General features: G+C 29.2%; 15 protein-coding genes and 2 pseudogenes. 7 read left to right on the top strand and 10 right to left on the bottom strand.

Features of this window, described 5'->3' with window-relative positions; genetic code table 11:
- Positions 1 to 17 precede the first annotated feature (17 nt).
- Positions 18 to 728, top strand: coding sequence for an acetolactate decarboxylase (locus tag LPB302_RS01615; RefSeq protein ID WP_053974606.1), 711 nt, complete (start codon positions 18 to 20; stop codon positions 726 to 728).
- Positions 729 to 902: 174 nt separating this feature from the next.
- Here LPB302_RS01615 and LPB302_RS01610 read toward each other — a convergent pair whose 3' ends face one another.
- From LPB302_RS01610 to LPB302_RS01595, 4 genes and pseudogenes are all read right to left on the bottom strand, one after another.
- Entirely contained in the window at positions 903 to 3,131 is a 2,229-nt protein-coding gene (locus tag LPB302_RS01610; protein ID WP_053974605.1) for a TonB-dependent receptor, read from the bottom strand.
- A 21-nt stretch (positions 3,132 to 3,152) separates the two neighbouring features.
- A complete protein-coding gene (locus LPB302_RS01605) occupies positions 3,153 to 4,448 on the bottom strand; it encodes a tetratricopeptide repeat protein (RefSeq protein ID WP_053974604.1) in 1,296 nt (431 codons plus the stop codon).
- A gap of 226 nt (positions 4,449 to 4,674) precedes the next feature.
- Positions 4,675 to 5,538 (bottom strand): annotated as a pseudogene (locus LPB302_RS01600) (DUF4331 family protein).
- Between the two features lie 93 nt (positions 5,539 to 5,631).
- Positions 5,632 to 5,904, bottom strand: a pseudogene (locus tag LPB302_RS01595) (DUF4331 family protein); the annotation flags it as partial.
- A gap of 190 nt (positions 5,905 to 6,094) precedes the next feature.
- Between LPB302_RS01595 and LPB302_RS01590 the strand changes: the two are divergent.
- The 4 genes from LPB302_RS01590 to LPB302_RS01575 all read left to right on the top strand — a co-directional run bounded on the left by LPB302_RS01590 (position 6,095) and on the right by LPB302_RS01575 (position 9,699).
- Entirely contained in the window at positions 6,095 to 6,922 is an 828-nt protein-coding gene (locus LPB302_RS01590; RefSeq protein ID WP_053974601.1) for an ion transporter, read from the top strand.
- Between the two features lie 7 nt (positions 6,923 to 6,929).
- The gene (miaA, locus tag LPB302_RS01585; RefSeq protein WP_053974600.1) at positions 6,930 to 7,844 is read left to right on the top strand and encodes a tRNA (adenosine(37)-N6)-dimethylallyltransferase MiaA; all 915 of its coding nucleotides are present in this window, start codon (positions 6,930 to 6,932) and stop codon (positions 7,842 to 7,844) included.
- Positions 7,834 to 9,102 carry a DUF2254 domain-containing protein gene (locus LPB302_RS01580; protein ID WP_053974599.1) on the top strand — a complete coding sequence of 423 codons (1,269 nt, stop codon included), beginning with the start codon at positions 7,834 to 7,836 and terminating at the stop codon, positions 9,100 to 9,102. Before miaA ends, LPB302_RS01580 begins: the two co-directional genes overlap by 11 nt.
- Before the next feature lie 78 nt (positions 9,103 to 9,180).
- Positions 9,181 to 9,699: an OmpH/Skp family outer membrane protein gene (locus LPB302_RS01575; RefSeq protein WP_053974598.1), complete on the top strand. Its 519-nt coding sequence runs from the start codon at positions 9,181 to 9,183 to the stop codon at positions 9,697 to 9,699.
- Positions 9,700 to 9,748: 49 nt separating this feature from the next.
- On the opposite strand, the gene LPB302_RS01570 is transcribed toward LPB302_RS01575, so the two are convergent.
- The 3 genes from LPB302_RS01570 to pheT are packed head-to-tail and all read right to left on the bottom strand — an operon-like array spanning position 9,749 to position 13,878.
- A complete protein-coding gene (locus LPB302_RS01570; RefSeq protein WP_053974597.1) occupies positions 9,749 to 10,363 on the bottom strand; it encodes a LysE family translocator in 615 nt (204 codons plus the stop codon).
- A gap of 10 nt (positions 10,364 to 10,373) precedes the next feature.
- Positions 10,374 to 11,408: a quinone-dependent dihydroorotate dehydrogenase gene (locus LPB302_RS01565; protein ID WP_053974596.1), complete on the bottom strand. Its 1,035-nt coding sequence runs from the start codon at positions 11,406 to 11,408 to the stop codon at positions 10,374 to 10,376.
- Between the two features lie 43 nt (positions 11,409 to 11,451).
- A complete protein-coding gene (pheT, locus tag LPB302_RS01560) occupies positions 11,452 to 13,878 on the bottom strand; it encodes a phenylalanine--tRNA ligase subunit beta (RefSeq protein ID WP_053974595.1) in 2,427 nt (808 codons plus the stop codon).
- A 108-nt stretch (positions 13,879 to 13,986) separates the two neighbouring features.
- Between pheT and LPB302_RS01555 the strand changes: the two genes are divergently transcribed.
- Complete coding sequence (locus tag LPB302_RS01555) at positions 13,987 to 15,204, top strand: peroxiredoxin family protein (RefSeq protein WP_053974594.1); 1,218 nt, start codon at positions 13,987 to 13,989, stop codon at positions 15,202 to 15,204.
- An 81-nt stretch (positions 15,205 to 15,285) separates the two neighbouring features.
- Positions 15,286 to 17,238, top strand: a complete 1,953-nt coding sequence (locus tag LPB302_RS01550; protein WP_231658728.1) for an LTA synthase family protein — start codon at positions 15,286 to 15,288, stop codon at positions 17,236 to 17,238.
- Here LPB302_RS01550 and LPB302_RS01545 read toward each other — a convergent pair.
- The 3 genes from LPB302_RS01545 to LPB302_RS01535 are packed head-to-tail and all read right to left on the bottom strand — an operon-like array spanning position 17,227 to position 19,654.
- Complete coding sequence (locus LPB302_RS01545) at positions 17,227 to 17,787, bottom strand: phosphatase PAP2 family protein (RefSeq protein ID WP_053974592.1); 561 nt, start codon at positions 17,785 to 17,787, stop codon at positions 17,227 to 17,229. The genes LPB302_RS01550 and LPB302_RS01545 overlap by 12 nt on opposite strands.
- A 1-nt stretch (position 17,788) precedes the next feature.
- Complete coding sequence (locus LPB302_RS01540; protein WP_053974591.1) at positions 17,789 to 18,946, bottom strand: peptidylprolyl isomerase; 1,158 nt, start codon at positions 18,944 to 18,946, stop codon at positions 17,789 to 17,791.
- Positions 18,947 to 19,654 (bottom strand): FKBP-type peptidyl-prolyl cis-trans isomerase N-terminal domain-containing protein, encoded by a 708-nt coding sequence (locus LPB302_RS01535; protein ID WP_053974590.1) that lies wholly within the window; start codon positions 19,652 to 19,654, stop codon positions 18,947 to 18,949.
- Positions 19,655 to 19,660: the final 6 nt, after the last annotated feature.

Here is a 19,660-nt window from a genome sequence, read left to right as displayed (position 1 = left end):
TTCAATCACTAAAGAGAATGAAAATCTATCAAACTAGCCTATTCTTTTTTTTATCAATTTTGATTCTTGGTTGTAATTCAACCAATGAAAAAACTTCAGAATTTCATATTGTTGGCCAAATGAAAGATGTTATGTGGAAAGGAAAACTTGGGCCTTCAATTCAATTAGATACGATAAAAAACACAAAAGGTTTGTATGGTTTAGGTCCTGTTAGTTTTTTAACTGGAGAACTTGTAATAATTGAAGGACAAACTTACGTTTCTAGAGTAACTTCAGATACAACAATGCTTGTTGAAAAAACAAATAAAATTGGTGCTCCATTTTTTGTGTATGCTAATAACTCAGAATGGAATATAATTGACTTACCACAAGAAATTCAATCGATTCCAGAACTTGAAAGCTTTATCAGTAAAAGGGCTGAAAGTTTAAAAAAACCTTTTGCTTTTAAGTTAAAAGGAATTATTGGTAGCGCAAAAATTCATATTCAAAATTTGCCAAAAGGTAGCATAGTTCGTTCACCAAAAGAAGCACATGTAGGACAAATTAACTACAATTTGGAAGAAGAAGATTGTACAATTATCGGCTTTTACTCAGAAAATCATCAGGGTATATTTACACATCATGATTCATATCTACATATGCATTTACTTACAAATGACGAACAAAAAATGGGACATTTAGATGAAGTAAATTTTAAATCTATAAAACTATATCTTCCTAAAAACTAAGGTTTGTAAAATAGAAATGCCTATTACAAGATTGTAATAGACATTTCATCCAACTAAAACTAACCAAACAATAGTTTTACTTTTAAATTGATATTGTTAGTGAAAAGAAGTGCTTATTGAAACAATGCTATAAGCACTTCAATTCAACTAAACTAACCAAACAATATATTTTTATTAAAACTGGTAGGTAATTGTTGCTTTCGCAAAAAATGGTGTACCAGGTGTAAAATGTATTTCTTCTACTGAGTTTGCTTCGTTCTGCAGTCTACTTTCTGTAGCAAACTGAGTTTCATTCCAAGCCACATCAAACAAATTTTCTATTGCAACTCCAAATGTGATATCTTTTACTTTATAATTGATATTTAAATCACTTACAAAATAACCTTCTGCAACTATACTATTATCTTCGTTTGCAGCTCTATCTGCTATATATCTATATCTTAATCCTCCAGAAAATCTACCTAAATTAGTAAAGGCTAAACCACCTGCAAGTGTAAAGTTAGGTGCTAAAGGGATGTAATCTTCTCCTGCATTTGCTTCTAAACTTCTAGCTTTAGTTATAGTGGCATCAGTATCAAAATATATATTATCTGATAATTGATATCTAATACCTAAATCTATTCCAAATCGTTCTGATTTTCCTGAAGCTTCTACAATACCTGCATCACCTACATAAACAAATTCTTCTTCTGAAAACAAATACCAAACTGCTGTATTCAGCACAATATTTTTTGTTGGTTTCCAAATATTTCCAAAGTCTGCACCATAAGCTCTAGGTAAAACCTTATCTGCATTATCTTGCAATACAACTCTTGCATCATTTGAATGAAAACCAATTCCTGATTTTAAAAACCATTGTAAATTATCATTTTGTGTATACAAGAAATTCAATTTAGGATTTACGATAGTCTTTGTTTTACTTAAAGTTTCATAAGTTGCACTTAAATTATCATTGTATAAAAACTTAAAATAATCAAATCTTAATGCTGGTGATATTTTGAATTTACCAATCTCGAATTCTGAGTTTAAGAATGCATAAGCATTAGTTTGTTGCACATCACCAAACTGTATTCTATTTAGTAGTTCTCTCCTATTTTTAGTACTAGATAATTCATTATCTGTAATATTATCAAAACGTAAACCACCTCCTTTAGTAAATTTTGCTTCTACATTTCCATATTTTCTTTCGGTGATGATTTTGGCATTCATTCCAAATATATTTCTGTCTTCAAATTGTTTAATTTGATCTCCATCTACTGGATTATCTAGGAAAAAGGTAAAGTTGGAATACAACTCGAAATTGTAATTAGAGTAAAAAGCATTGGCTTCAAAAATTGAATTATTATCTATTGTTTTTTGCAACTGAACATTAACATTAGATCTAGAGGTGTAACCACCTTCTGTATCATCTATTGCTCCAAATCTGGTAATATTACCATTGGCAACTTCTCTTTCTGGTATTTGACCAGAAGCATCCCAAGCACTTGTAAAGTGAGAAGCTGTAAAGGTTAATCTGTTATTTCCTTTTAAAAAGGTATTGTATTTTGCAAATAGATTTAGCCTGTTAAAGTTTTGTGGAGATTCAAATGGACCATCAGTTTCAATATATTCTATAGCCACATAAGCATCATCCTTTTTAGAACTTTCTAGTAAGTTAAACATAGCAACAGTTCTAAAGGAGTTAAAATCTCCATAACCAACAGATATCATGTTATCTTTAAGGGCTGTTTTTGTGGCAAAATTTACGTAACCTGCTGTATTAAAATCACCTTGATTTGCATAATAAGGACCTTTACCAAAATCGATATTTTTAATGGTTTCTGGAATTACAAAGTGTAAGTCTGAATATCCTTGTCCATGAGCATGAGAAACCATGTTAATTGGCATTCCATCTACAGAAAGTGTAATATCTGTACCATGATCAATATCAAAACCTCTTAAAAAAATTTGCTCTGCTTTTCCACCTCCTGCATGTTGCCCTATAAATAAACCAGGTACTTTTCTTAAAATCTCTTGTGAGTTATTTACAGGATTTACTTGTAAATCTATTTTTGTTATGGTTTGTAAGGCATTTATTTCCTTTCTTAAAACCAACTCTTCTAATTGAAATATCTTGGTTTCTAATTTGATTAGAATTCCGTTGTTAAAATCTGCTTTCGAAACTTTTATCGTTTTTTTCTCAAATCCAAGAATACTAACTTGAATAATATCATTCACTCTAGTTTTCTCAATGAAAAAGCTTCCATTTTCACTAGTGTGTGTATGTGTATTTTTTGCTTCATTAACAACATATACATTTTCTAAAGGCTCGTTAAATTGGTCTACAATTTTACCTTTTAAACTTTGTGCAACCGATTGTAAACTAAAGGCAACCACAACAATAACTAATGCTAAATGTCTCATATTATTTGGTTTATAATCGATTTATATATTTCTAATTTCATTTTCAGATGCTGGTCCTAACTCATAGATGGCACCTAATAACTCCTCTTTTATTTTCTTTGCTTCGCTTTTTTCTCCATTCGCTTTTAAAATATAAGCTGTATGTAATAAAGCTTCTGGCTCAAAAGTTTTATTGATAACAAATTCTTTTGTTATTTCTAATGCTTTTTGAAATTCTCCATTTTTATAATAAGACCAAGCTAGTAAATCATAAGATTGTGTTGTAGGTCTCTCCATAACTTCCTGTTTAGCTAGTTCAATTGCTTGTTGTTTTTTATCGGCATTGTCTGCGAATAACAAAACGTTATATTTTGCATACATGGCTCCATAATTTTCGTTCGATACTGAACTTAAATACTTCTGTTCAAGTTTTTCTTTTTCAACAATATTCCCTATAAAACCAGCAATTTCTGATTTCAACAAGAAGTAATCTGGAGAGGTGTTTTCTTTAGATATAGCATCTAAAATTCTTAAAGCCTCTTCTGGGTTTCTTTCGTAAGAATACACAATCCAAGCAATACCTTTTTTTGCATAACTATTATTAGGGTTTATAGCTAAAGCCTTTAAATATGCATTGTAAGAATCTTTTATTCTACCTGCATGACCATAATAATCTGCTAGATTTGTATAATTCCACTGAATTAAATTTTGATTATTAGAACTTTCTGCAATTGCTAAAGCATTCTCTAAGTATAAAATGGCTTTATCTAAATTTCCTAAATGATCATTGTATTTAGAAAGTCTTATTAAATAATCGAAATCTTTAAAGTTTTTTAATTTTGAAAGATACATTTCTACCTGATCTAATTCTCCTAGCTCTAAATACACATCTACTAACATAAATTGTGTTCTGTTTAGGTGCTCACCATTTTCTTCCGCCTTTAATAATAAACCTAAAGCTTGTTTAAAACGATGTTGTGATATATAATTTCTGGCTAGGGCTCTTAAATAACCAGAGTTTTCGAAATTAGTTTTTGTATTTGCTAATATTAAGTTCTCTTCAGCTTTTTTTAATTGATCTATATCTCCAGTTAATTTAAAGATAGTAGAATTGGCAGCTGCCATTTTTGAATAATAAGGATATTGATTTGGGGTTACATGAATTTTATCTGTCCAAAATTCTAAATCTTCTTTGGCTATATCTAATGAAGTATTATCCTCTAAGTTTAAATATGCTTGATAATCTTGTTTGTTTGTGACCTGTTTGGTTTGTTCTGTGTTGCAACTTATTGTTAGTGAAAAAGTTACAATCATTAAAATAAGTTGAAAATATTTCATGATTTGTAAATTGTTTTAGTTGGGTTTTGCTTGGTTATGTTTGGTTCAAATTTAAAATTAACAGGTGCAATATTAGGGATTTTACACCTGTATATTTTAAGGGATTTTTGCTAAAATTAAATTTTAACTAAGGGTTTTTATGGGGTATAATTTTAATGTTTTAAAATACTGACTTACATCCCCCAACATAAGCCAGTAATATAAAAGCATTACGCTTTATAATATTTTACCAAGGTGAAGCTAAGTATGGAAAAGAGGTTGAAAAGTCTTTATCATTAGCATCTACATTGTCATCAGATAAAGTTGGATTTTCTGTAAAATCTTCTCCACCAAAAATCAATAATAACTCTACTGTAATAACGTCATCTGCTAAAGCTCTACCTGTTAATACGTTAGTTCCATCAAAGAAAGTAGTTTTACCATCTAAAGAAACATTTAATACATCTGTTGCTAATAACCCTGTAAAAGCGGAAGCTGTTAAACCTAAAGCATTTGCATCTCCAGGGTTTGCATATGCAGGACTTAATCCTGTTAAGTTTGCTTCGAACATAGATTGAAACATTGCTCCTTGCTGAGAAGGAATTGTTGTATTAAAAGCATCTTTACTTGAAGAGGATACAAATACTGTGTTTACTGCTGGTCTACCCATTTGATCTTTCTGAACAAAAGTTCCAGCAAAATCACTATTTACGGTTAAGTCATCAGAATCGTTATCACAACTAATTACGATTAGTGATAATACTAAAATTGCTATATATTTTTGAATATTTATTTTCATGATATTGTTTTTAAAAGTTTGTGTTAATTATTGTCTTGCCTTTGCTTCTACCCAAGTATTAATTGTACCAGTTCTACCAATTTGACTTTTTGGAACTTCTACTACTATAGACATAACATTTGACCCAGCAAAAGTGTCTGACCCTGGGTTGTTAAAACCTGGTGCATTTCCACCAATAATTTCTCCATATCTAGCAAAGTCCATAAAGAAAGGATCATCTCTTGGCCCAGCAAAAAATTTCATACCATTCATATTACTTACAACAGCACTAGAACCATATGCAGTAATATCTACTTCAGATTTTGTAGCCATTTCATTAATAGTACTATTTAAACCAGTAGTTTGTGGTGGATAAGGACCAAAGAAATACATTTTACCATCTTTTGGTATAGCTTGTATTACTAAATTTTCGATATTATCATTATCAATATCAATGTTAAATTCTACCATAACATTTTCATCAAATGATGCTGAACCTGTTGCTGATGGACTTAATAATCCTTGAACGTTTGCTACAAACACTAAGTTATCTGTGTCTTCTCCTTGAAAGGCATAGAAATCTGTAATATCTGCACTTGTTCCTGCAGCAGCTGGAGCATCAATATGATCTGCAGCAATTGTAATTAAACCTATAATCGCTAAGAAAATGGCTCCTACTAAAATTTTTGTTTTTTTCATTGTGTGAGTTTTAGTTATTATTAATTGAATCTCACTAATACTTACGAGGTTTTTTAAACTACGGTTTTTAAAAAGTTGATTTTTTTTAATTTTATTTTAAGAATCCTTATAAACAAAGAGAAAATTGAGATAAAAAAAATTATAAACTCATTAAATATTTGTAGTATTGTAGTAACAATTTTAAAATCTATTGGAAAATAAACCTCAAAAAAGCAACTGGAAACATAAACTTCATGAAATCATTTATGAAGCAGATACTAGTGAAGGTAAATTGTTTGATGTTATCTTGCTTATAGCTATTCTAGCTAGTATCATTTTAGTAATGTTAGAAAGTGTAGATAGTTTTGATGCTAAATATCATGACTCTTTAATTATAGGTGAATGGGTAATTACCATTCTATTTAGTTTGGAGTATATTTTTAGAATAATCTCTATTAAAAAACCAACCAAATACATTTTTAGTTTTTTTGGTATCATAGATTTTCTATCAACCATACCTATTTATTTATCATTAATATATGCTGGTTCTCAAGGCTTGGTAGCTTTAAGAGCTTTACGTTTACTAAGAGTCTTTAGAATTTTAAAACTAGCTAGATATATAGGTGCAAGTAACAAGTTACTATTGGCCTTAAAGGCCAGTAAAGCAAAAATTGCTGTTTTCTTATTTTTTGTATTAATTGTATGTATCATTTTAGGTACAGTAATGTATATGATTGAAGGTGCTGAAAATGGTTTTAATAATATTCCTAAAAGTATTTACTGGGCTATTGTAACCTTAACAACTGTTGGCTTTGGAGATATAGCTCCACAAACTCCTTTAGGTCAGTTAATTTCTAGTGTAATTATGATATTGGGTTATTCAATAATTGCAATTCCAACAGGTATAGTAAGTTCAGAAATGACTAAAACACCAGATGAACATAACACAAGCACACAATCTTGCCCTAATTGTTTAAAAGAAAAACATAGAGAAAAAGCAGTTTTCTGTTATAATTGTGGTAGCATCTTAAACCCATAATCTAAATTTGAAAAATACTCTAATAACCATTGTTGGGCCAACTGCTATTGGTAAAACTGCTTTAAGTATAAAGTTAGCCAATCATTTTAAGAGCGATATTTTATCATCTGATTCTAGACAGTTTTTTAAAGAGATGACCATTGGTACTGCAGTTCCAGATCCTGATGAATTGGCTGCAGCAAAACATCATTTTATTCAAGATAGAAGCATTTTTGAAGCTTATAATGTGGGTGAATTTGAAAGAGATGCATTAGAAAAATTAAACACCCTTTTCACTGAAAACAACACTCAAATAATGGTTGGTGGAAGTGGTTTGTATGTTGATGCAGTTTTAAAAGGGTTGGATTATTTTCCTGAAGTTGATGCATCTATAAGAGAAAATTTAACTAATGATTTAGCTGAAAAAGGAATTGAATATTTACAGCAAAAACTAAAGGATTTAGATATTGAAACCTACAACAATATAGAGTTAGAGAATCCTCATAGAGTAATGAGAGCTTTAGAAATATGCATAGGCACAAATAAAACCTATTCATCTTTTAAGAACAAGCCAAAAGCTAAACGTAACTTTAAAAATATAAAAGTTGGTTTAACTGCAGACAGACAACTTATTTACGATAGAATAAATTTAAGAGTAGATTTAATGATTGAAAATGGTTTAATTGAAGAAGCTAAAAAACTTTATGAGCATAAAGAGTTAAATGCTTTGCAAACTGTTGGTTATAGAGAACTGTTTAATTATTTTGATGGTACTTTTACCAAAGAATTTGCCATTTCTGAAATTAAAAAAAATACAAGACGTTTTGCCAAAAGACAACTAACTTGGTTTAAAAGAAACCAAGAAACAATTTGGTTTGATTATGCTGAAGATATCAAAACTATTATTGCAACTATTGAAGAGAAAATAAAAAATGAAAGATAAGTTTATACAGATTTTTAGAAGGATTTATCACCTTAAAGATAAAATAGCTTTCTTTCCAACCATCATTTCGTTTGCAGGTGCATTATTTGCTTATTTAATGATGTATGCAGAGAATAGAGGAATTTCTAAATATCTTATTGAATTTCTACCAGAATTGGTAATTAACGATACAGAAACAGCCAGAGTTATTTTAAGTTCTTTTATTGGTGGCTTAATATCAATTATGGTATTTAGTTTCTCGATGGTAATGATATTACTAAACCAAGCTTCTAGTAACTTTTCTCCAAGGCTTTTACCAGGGTTAATATCCAACAGAAAACATCAAATTATATTAGGTATTTATATAGCTACAATATTGTATTGTATCTTTATTTTAGTTTTTATAGAACCTACAGGAAGCAAATATCAAGTACCTGGTTTCTCTGTTTTATGTAGCATTGTGCTTATGGTTTGTTCTTTAGGCGCTTTTATATATTTTATTCACTCTATCTCTCAAGAAATTCAAATCGAATTTATAATGAATAGAATAGGTTCTACAGCCAAAAAGAAATTGCAAAAACTATTAAAATTAGAAGAAGATAGAAAATTCGATTTTTCTGATTCAAAGAATTGGCATTCTTTTGAAGCAAAAACTACAGCATACTTTCAAGACGTTTCTATTCAATTACTAAAAAAAGTAGCTTTAGCAGAAAATTGCAAACTACATGTTATTTCGAAAAAAGGAGCTATTTGTTATAAAGGTGACATTCTTTTTAAGACAGAAAAAGAATTAAGTGAAGAAACTTTAGAAAAAATATATAAAGCTTTCGATTTTTCTAACGATGAATTTATTGAAGACAATTACTTAATAGCTTTTAAACACTTAAAAGAGATTGCTTTAAAAGCAATGTCTCCAGGTATCAATGATCCTGGAACAGCTATGAATGCCATAGATTATTTACACGAACTTTTTAAATTACGAATTCAAAAACAAGAATATGATTTTATTTTTGATGAAGACAATTGTGTTATACTTTTAAACATAGTTTCTTTTAAAGACCTTATTTACAGAGTTATGGCATCACTTAGAACCTACACAAAACACGATGTTATTATTGTAACTAAAATCTTAACATTCTTAAGAGATTTAAAAAACTACACTAATGATGATCAAAAAAAGGAAATCATTGATGTTGAAATAGACAATTTACTAAAAGATGCCAAAAGCGCTATTGAAAACGATTATGACTATCAAAAGTTATTAGATTTACAAGAATAAAAATTTAACTTTTTTTAAGGGAATCACATTTTCGTAAGTCATTCTCTTTTATATCTTTGCCTCACTAAAATCACCAACATGAAATTTAAAATTACCTTTTTATTTATCACCTTATTAAGTACTATTTCAATTGCTCAAACAAAAACAGGAACAATTGATAGCGATTACATTATTAACCTAATGCCAGAAGCAAAAGTGGTAATAGAAAGATCTCAGTCTTATGGATCTAGATTAGATTCTTTATTCTCAATTAAAATGCAAGATTATCAAACAAGAGTTGCAGATTTTAGAGAAAAAGAAAAAGAAATGGGTGAGTTAATGAAGAAAACACTAGTTAAAGAGTTAACTGCTTTAGAACAAGATATTAAGAGATACCAAGAAAATGGAAATAAATTAATGCAACTTAAGCAAGATGAATTAATGAGACCTTTGTATAAAAAATTAAATACAGCTATAGACGAAATTGCTAAAGCAGAAGGCTACACATTAATTCTTACAATTGCTGGTAATCAGTTTGCTTACGTTGATGATAACTATGACATTACAAAAAAGGTTATGGCTAAATTAGGTGTTAAAGAACCTGTTATAAAAGAGTAATTCTTTTAATATAAAATTTATAAAAGCTTCACTTCTGTGAGGCTTTTTTTTATATCAATATAAAAATGGCTATACTAATAAAAACAACAATTTGCATCCATTTTAAGTAAAGGCCAATTTTGTTATTCTCTTTAATTTTGGTTGATATTACTCCAGCTAAAATTGCTATTAATGAAAATATAAACAAAGAAACTGCCATAAAAATAAAGCCTAAAATATAAAACTGCAATATAGATGATAAGGTTTCAGAGAACAGAAAACCAGGAAAAAAAGCCAAAAAGAAAATAGAAACTTTAGGGTTTAGAACATTCATTATAAAACCTTGCTTAAACAACTGTTTTGTGGTTTTTTGTTTTACATTTTCATTAGATAATAAAATTGTTGCATCAGATTTATAGACTTTATAAGCCAAATAAAGCAAATAAAAAGTACCAAATAATTTAATGATAAAAAAAAGTGTTGCAGATTCTTTAATTACTAGAGAAACTCCAAATGCTAATAAGGTTGTGTGTACCAAACAACCAGAAATTAAACCAAACACAGTAGCTAAACCATATTTTTTACCATTTACTATGCTTTGTGTAAGAACAAAAATATTATCTGGCCCAGGAGAAATGGCTAAGATTGATGTTGCTAATACAAAAGAAAGTAAAGTTTCTATCACCAAAAAAAAATTAAAGTGATTTTAAAATTGCCTTATTAATCTTTTTAATTAAGCTTGGACCTTCATAAATAAAACCTGTATAAATTTGAACCAAATCTGCACCAGCTTCAATTTTTTCTAAAGCATCTTTTGCAGAGTGTATACCTCCTACTCCAATTATTGGAAACGCCTTGTTAGATTTTTCTGACAAATAACGTATTACTTTAGTACTCTGATTTTTTATTGGCTGTCCACTAACTCCTCCATTACCAATTTCTTTTAATCTTTCTTCAGAAGCCTTTAAATTGGCTCTAGTAGTAGAAGTATTTGAAGCAATTACACCATCAATTTTAGTTTCAGCAACCAATTCTATAATTTCATCTAATTGAATATCATTTAAATCTGGTGCTATTTTAAGTAAAATTGGTTTTTGTACATCTTTAGAATTATTTAGTTTTTGACAAGCTGTAATCAACTCTACTAAATAATCTTTGTCATTCAATTTTGCATGACTACCAACATTTGGACAACTAACATTAAGTACAAAATAATCTACATATGGATGCAAACCATTAAAACATTCAATATAATCTGCTGTATAATTTTCAGGCAGAGTTTGTGTATTCTTACCAATATTTCCACCTATAATTAACTTTCCTTTATTTCCTCTCAGTTTTTCAATGGCAGCTTTTAATCCTTCATTATTAAACCCCATTCTATTAATGATACCTTTATCATCTTTTAAACGAAACAATCTTTTCTTAGGATTACCTTCTTGACCTTTAGGGGTAACTGTACCAATTTCTATAAAACCAAAACCAAAATTGGCCAATTCATTATACAGAACTGCATTTTTATCAAAACCAGCAGCTAAACCTACAGGATTTTTAAAAGTTAATCCAAATAAATTTCTCTCTAATTTTTTATCATTTACTTGATATAAATTTCTAAAAATACTATTTATACCTGGTATTTTAGATAAAGTACGAATTAAAGAAAAAGTGAAATAATGAATTTTTTCTGGATCAAAAAGAAAAAATATGGGTCTTATTATGGCTTTGTACATAGTTTACAAATATAAAAAAAGCTCCATAAATGGAGCTTTCAAATTATCTTAATACAGCTTCTAAATTCTTTTCGAAGCTTGCTTGTAATTTTTGCATTATTTTATCTATCTGCTTGTCTTCTAAAGTTTTGTTTTCATCTTGCAACACAAAACTAACAGCATACGATTTTTTACCTTCAGGTAATTTATCACCTTCATAAACATCAAATAAATCAACTTCTTTTAAAAGTTTTCTTTCTGATTGAAAGGCCAAGTTATATACTTCTTTAAACTCAGTTTTATTATTTAATAATAAAGCTAAATCTCTTTTTACTGAAGGAAATTTAGAAAGTTCAGATACTTTAACTGATTTTTTACTTGCTAATTTTAAGATGTTTTCCCAATTTAAATCTGCAAATAAAACCTCTTGCTTAATACCAAACTCTTTTAAAATACTTCTTTTTACTACTCCAAAATCTGCTAATTTGATTTTACCTAAGCTAAAAGATAATCCTTCTGAAAACACATCATTTTTAGAAGGTGTACTTTTTAGTTTATTAATACCTAACCTTTCTAAAACAGAAGTTAGCACACCTTTTAAATAAAAGAATTCAGATTGAGCAACATTTGCGTTCCAAGAATCCTTAGTTCTATTACCTGTAACAAAAAGTGTTAAGTGTTTATCTTCTTGATATTTCTCTGAATATTTATGATATGTTTTACCAAACTCATAAAATTTTAATGCGTTATTTTTTCTGTTTAAATTATAAGAAATAGATTCTAAACCACTGAATAACAAAGATTGACGTAAAACACCTAAATCATTACTTAAAGGATTTAACATAGCCACATTTGCTTCTTCATTAATGTTGTCAGACAATTTAGTATAATCTGCTTTGGTAAGCGAATTTGCCATAGTTTCATTAAAACCTAAAGCACTTAATAGCTCTGCAACAACATTTTCTATTTTGGTTTCTTTATTAGAATCAAAAGAAATAGAGGTGTTTAATTTATGAGAAAACTCAATGTTATTATACCCATAAACTCTTAAAATTTCTTCAATAATATCTGCTTCTCTTTGCACATCTGTTCTGTAAGAAGGTATTGTTAAACCAAGACCTCCTTCAGTTTCACTATTGATTTTAATTTCTAAAGAAGCTAAAATATTTTTTATGGTTTCCTTTGGAATTTCTTGTCCAATTAAACGATATGCGTTTTCATAAGATAAGAAAACTTGAAAGTCTTCTAATTTTACAGGATAAAAATCTGAAATGTCTGAAGCTAATTTACCTCCTGCATATTCTTCTATTAATAAAGCTGCTCTTTTTAAAGCATACTCTGTAATATTAATATCTATACCCCTTTCAAAACGAAAAGATGCATCTGTATTTAAAGCATGTCTTTTAGCCGTTTTTCTAACAGAAACAGGATTAAAATAAGCTGATTCTAAGAAAATTGAATTGGTATGTTCTGTAACACCTGAATGTAATCCTCCAAAAACACCACCAATACAAAGTGGGTTTTCATCTGCATCACAAATCATAATATCATCTGCAGAAAGTGTTCTTTCAACTTCATCTAAAGTGGTAAATTTAGTACCAGCTTCTAAAGTTTTTACAATTACTTTATTTCCTTTAATTTTTTGAGCATCAAAAGCATGCAATGGCTGCCCAAGTTCGTGCAATACATAATTTGTAATATCTACAATATTATTTTTTGGTGTTAAACCAATGGATTTTAATCTATTCTGAATCCATTCAGGAGAATCTTTTACAGTAACATCTGTAATTGTAATTCCACAATAACGTGGAACTAAGTCTTTATCTTCTACTTCAACATCAAAACGTAAAGTTCTTTCATCTACGTGAAAATTACTTACGGAAGGTGAAATTAGTTCTAACTTGTTGTCTTGTTGAATTAAACCTGCTCTTAAATCTCTTGCAACACCATAATGACTCATGGCATCAGATCTGTTTGGTGTTAACCCAATTTCGAAAACATGATCTGTTTCAACATTAAAAACATCTGCACCTAAAGTACCTTCTTTAACATCCTCATCTAAAACCAAAATACCTTCATGACTGCTACCTAAACCTAATTCGTCCTCTGCACAAATCATTCCATGGCTTTCCTCTCCTCTAATCTTACCTTTTTTAATTTTGAAGCTTTCTCCTTTATCATCATACAATAAAGTACCAATTGTGGCTACAGGCACTTTTTGACCAGCTGCAACATTAGGAGCTCCACATACAATTTGTACAGGATTTCCATCACCTAAATCTACAGTTGTAACTTTTAAACGATCTGCATTTGGATGTTGTACACATGTTAAAACTTTACCTACAACAATACCTTTTAAACTTCCTTTTATAGATTCTTTGGTTTCTATACCTTCTACTTCTAAACCTAAATCAGTTAACAACTCACCAGTTTTGGCTGCATCCCAATCTATTTGTAGAAACTGCTGTAACCAATTGTAAGATATCTTCATGTTTTTCTCTTGATTTTTTCAGCGGCTAAATTAATCTTTTTTAGCTATTTTATTAAATATTGATGTAAGTATTTTATTGTAAATTTGACCCTATTTTAAAATTAATAAATGCGATTAATAGTAGTGCTTATCGGTTTTTTATGTTTTTTTTCTTGTACATCTAAGGAGACAAAAACTCTGGAAAAAGGGAATTATAGAGGTTTTCTGCAAATTCAAGATAATGAAGAAATTCCGTTTTTGTTTCAAGTAGAAAATGATACTTTGTTAACCATCTTTAATGCCGATGAAAAAATTAAGGTTGATGAAATTACGTATACTAACGATTCTGCAAAGATACAAACACCTGTTTTTGAAGGATATATTATTGCAAAATTAAATAATACAGGCTTAAAAGGCACTTTTCATAAACCTAGTTTAGACAGAATAGTACCCTTTAAAGCTGTAAAAGATTCAACAAGATTTTCTATAGTTAACCAAGCTTCTGTAAACATTTCTGGTAATTGGGAAACTGTATTTAGTAAAGATTCTGAAGTAGATAAATATATTGCAAAAGGTATATTCAATCAAAAAGGAAATACAGTAACAGGTACATTTAGAACAACTTCTGGAGATTATAGGTATTTAGAAGGAGTAATGGATGGCGATTCTTTACGATTATCAACCTTTGATGGTGCACATGCATTTTTATTTAAAGCGAAAGCAACAGATTCTACTTTAAACGGATTTTTCTATTCTGATAATCATTGGAAAGAACCTTTTACAGCCAAATTAAACTCAGATTATGAATTGCCAAATGAAGAAGAATTAACTTACATCAAAGAAGGTTATGAGTTTTTCGATTTTTCTTTTCCAGATACAAGAGGAAGAGTAGTTTCTTTGAGTGATCCTGAATTTAAAAACAAAGTAATCATTATACAAATTATGGGAACTTGGTGCCCAAATTGTTTAGATGAAAGTAAGTATTTAGTAAAATACTTACAAGAAAACCCTAATAAAGACTTGCAAGTTATTTCCTTAGCTTTTGAAGTGGCTAAAACTAGACTGAAAGCTTATGATAGAATAAATCGTTTAAAAGACAGAATAGGTATTAATTACCCTGTTTTATTAGCTCAGTTTGGTAATGCTGCTAACAAAGATTTAGCTCAGCAAAAACTACCAATGCTAAATCATTTAATATCTTATCCAACAACATTGTTTTTAGATAAAAACAGAAAGGTTAGAAAAATACATACAGGTTTTAATGGACCAGCAACTGGTGAAAAATACCAAGAGTTTAAAAAGGAATTCGAATCTTTTGTAGCTTTATTATTAACTGAAGATGAATAAAATTTATATCGCTTAAATACCATTATTTAAATGTTGAAAAAGATTCCTAATTACATCAAATATATATTCTGCAACTTTGCTTTGTTAATACTCTTTAACATCATTTTCAGAATCTTATTTTATTATTTATTTGCTGAGTTAGAAACAGCAACTTCTTCAGAAAGACAGACTGCTTTTTGGCTAGGTTTAAGGTTCGATATTAAATTGGCTTCTATTGCTATATTTCCTTTAGCGTTATTAATTTTAATTGTTAATAGACGTTTTTTTGCATATAAATTCTACAGAAAGCTTTCCTACTTTTATTTAATCATAACCTACATTGTACTTACATTATTCTATATAACCGATTTTGGTTATTATGATTATTTATCACTTAGATTAGATGCAGCTTCTTTACGCTTTTTAGAAGACTTAAAAATTTCTACGCAAGTGCTGTTTGAAAGTTACCCTGTTTTTAAAGGTATTTTTGGCTTACTAATTTTAGGATACTTTATTTACAAACTTTCTAAATTTCTGTACAATCAATTCAGTAATCAAGAAACTCATTTTTCAATAAAATTAAAAACAGGATATTTTGTAGCAACAATATTAATACTCTCATTTAGTATTTATAATAGTTTTACTCATTATCCTCTGAGATGGAGTGAGGCTTTTTTCTCTAAGAATAATAAAGTAAATCAGTTTGCTTTAAATCCTGTTCTATATTTCTTTGATAGCTTTAAATTTAGAAGCGAAAGTGTTGATATGGAAGAATTTAAAAAATACTATCCAGTAATCGCAGAAGAATTAAATTTACCAAAAGACACAATTTCGTTTGAAAGGAAAGTTGTTTTTCCTGATAGTTTAAAAACAAAGCCAAATGTGGTTATTGTAATGTTAGAATCTGTTGGAGTAAAACCTTTAAGTTATTATGGAAATCCCATAAACAGTTCTCCTGTAATAGACTCTTTAATTCCTTTAAGTACTAGTTTTTCTAACTTTTATGTGCATAAATCTGGAACAGCTGCAAGTGTATTTGCAAGTGTAACAGGTTTACCAGATATAGATGATATTAACACTGCTTCTAGGAATCCAATGATTATAAATCAACGAATTTTGTTTGATCAGTTTGAAGGATATGAAAAACTTTACTTTCTTGGTGGAAGTGCAAATTGGGCCAATATTAGAGGAGTTTTTCAAGCAAACATTAACGGACTTAAAATTTTTGAAGAAGGCAGCTATGAAAATGAAAACAGAGCTGATGTTTGGGGTATAGACGATTATGAGTTGTTTAAAGAGTCAGATAAGGTACTTAAAAAACTACATGAAAAAGAAGAACCTTTTGTAGCTTACATTCAGACTGCAACTAATCATATTCCATTTACAGTACCCGATCAAAAAGAGAGTTTTGCTCCTCTTTCTGAGGATGCCATTTCTAATGACTTGTTAAAAAAATCTGGCTTTAAATCGGTTGCACAATTAAATGCTTTACGTTATTTAGATTTTAATATTGGTAAATTTTTAGAAAGAGCTAAAGAATCTGGTTATTATGATAATACCATTTTTGTGTTTTTTGGTGATCATAATACCATGATGAACAGAAATCATCAATATACAACTGAGCATGATTTGAATATTAATTTACAACACGCACTTTTCTTTATCCATGGACCAAAATATGTAAAACCTAAAGTAGTTCAGAAAAATGCAAAATTGATAGATTTATTCCCTACAATTATGCATCTAATTAAAGAAGATTATACAAATTATACTTTAGGAAGTAATATTTTAGACACTTTAGATAATAAACTAACATCATCTTTTGTGTATTTAAATATGAAAGGTGAACCTACTGTTGGTTTACTGCAAGATAGCATGTATTACTCAAGAACAAATATCTCCAAAACAAAAGGATTGTATAATTTAAAGGATAATAACTTGGTTGATATTAAAGAGAAATATCCTAATAAAGCAGCAGCTATGGATAGCCTTTTGAATGCTTATTACCACTCAACAAAGTATTTATACTTCAATAATAAAAAGCTAGAAGAATAGTTTTTCATCAACTTTCTTAAAGAAAAAGTAGTAGATATTTGCAAAGATAAGCCCTGTAAGTATACCTGATATTACATCTAATGGGAAATGCACTGCTAGGTATAATCTACTAAAAGCAAAAAGAAATGGAAAAATTAAGATTAAATATATCTTTTTATACTTTTCTCTTAATAAGAAAATTACAAAGACTGAAAAGAAAGTAGATGTTGTTGCATGCCCAGACATAAAACTAAAACTTTGTGGTTTTACCAAAACACGCAATAAATGTGCTATCTCAGGATCATTAATTGGTCTTAATCTATAAGAATTATCTTTCACAAAAACCGTAAACTGATCTGATATAGCAACTAATGCTATTAAGAACAAAATCATTACTCCTCCACGTTTCCAACCAAAGTTTTTTAGAATCAAAAATAAGATAAGAGCAAACAATGGAATCCAACTGAATTGATTGGTTACAGCCAACCAAAATGGATCCCATTGTTCTGTTCCTAAATTATTTATAAAAATAAGAACTTGTTTGTCTAATTGTATTAATGATTCAAACAACCTATTTGCCTATTTCTAAAATTTCTACTTCGAAAACTAAATCAGATTTTGCAGGAAAAGGACCGTATTTTGCCTCTCCAAATCCTATATAATAAGGAATAAAAAGTCTAACCTTTTCACCTGTTCTTAAGTTTTTAACACCTTCTTTAAAACCAGTAATCATAGGCCTTTGCTCATCATCTAATTGAAAAACAAATGGCTTACTATTCTCTTCTGTAGTTTGAATTTTTTTACCATCAGCAGTATACAAAGTAAAATGTGCCTGAATTGGTTTATTATCAACTACCTTTTCTCCTGAAGGATTACTTTTTAATTTTAAAATACGTAAACCAGAATCTGTTTTCTTAGCCTTAGCTTCATCCATTTTTGCAAGAAAAACATCCTTATTTGCCAAATATTTAGAATAACGAGCAGTTTCAATATCTTTCTCTTTTTTTAAACGATCTTCTTCGCTTTCAGCAAATTCAGATAGTTCTCTATCAAAAACTTCAGCCTCGTCAAAAGAGTTAGCTTCAGCACCAATTCTAATAATTTTAATGGTTTCTATGGTATCTAACCTTTTTATGTTATTTACAACAGCCATTCTTAAAGAATCAATAGCTTTATCTAAAGCTAAAGAATCTGAAAATTGCTTTTTTAAAGCTGATAATTGCTTAGAATTTACAATTGTTTTACCAAAAACACTATGCTTACCATCTAAATGTGGTATTGGTTTGTGTGTAATAAAAAACTGACTTCCATTAGAATTAGGGCCTCCATTTGCCATAGATAAGATTCCTGCATCATTATGCTTATACATTAATGCACCTTCTTCATTTCTGGTAAATTCGTCTCCAAATCTATAACCTGCAGTTCCTCTTCCTGTTTCTGTAGGATCTCCTCCTTGTATGATAAAATTATCTACAACTCTATGAAAACGAATGCCATCATAGAATTTTTTACCTTTTAAAGAATCTGCTACTCTATTGTTTGTACCTTCTGCTAAAGCTACAAAGTTAGCCACAGTCATAGGAACATCTTTTGCGTAAAGTTCTATTAAAATATCACCTTTATTTGTCTGTATCTCAGCATAAAGACCATCGTTTAAGTCTTTATACTCTGCTGGTTTACAACTAAAAAGTAATACTAAAAATAATACGCTATATATTCCCTTTTTCATCTAGTCTTCTAAAATTTCTAAAATCTCTACCTCAAAAATTAAAGCAGAAAAAGGCTTAATTAATTGTCCTCTTTGTTGTGCTCCATATGCCAATTCTTGTGGAATAAAGAATTTATATTTAGAACCTACTTTCATCATAGCTAAACCTTCGTTAAAGCCAGGTATAAAAATGTTTGCTACAGTTTCATATGGTTCATTTCTATCTACTGTACTATCAAAAACTTGTCCATCAATGGTAGTTCCATGATAATGTAACTTCACTTTATTTGTAGGGTCTATCACATCACCTTTACCTTCTTTTAAAACCATGTATTGTAATCCACTATCTGTAGTTACAACACCTTCTTTCGTTTTGTTTTCTGCTAAGAATTTTTCTCCTGCAGCTTTTACTGCAGCAAATTTTACTTTTGCTTCATTTTGTGCTTTTTCCATTTGTTGTTTCTGGAAAAACGTTCTTAAGAAATCTCCAAGTTCTTCTTCTTTCATCAACATATTTGTTGAATCCATTCCATTTCTATAACCTTGTAAAAACATATCTGTGTCTGCCTCACTAAAATTAGATTTAATTTTAATAGCCATATCCATACCTAAAGCATAACTAGCTGAATCTATTTCTGTTTCTAAAGACTTAACATCTGCTTTTTGATTGTTACAAGAAACCATTGTAGCTAAACCTGCTACTAACGCTAAACTTTTAATTACTTTCATTTATTT

It is taken from the genome of Polaribacter dokdonensis (assembly GCF_024362345.1).
GTDB classification, from domain to species: Bacteria; Bacteroidota; Bacteroidia; order Flavobacteriales; family Flavobacteriaceae; genus Polaribacter; species Polaribacter dokdonensis.
Note: the sequence above shows the minus strand (reverse complement) of the source record. Positions and strands in the feature narration are given on the sequence as shown.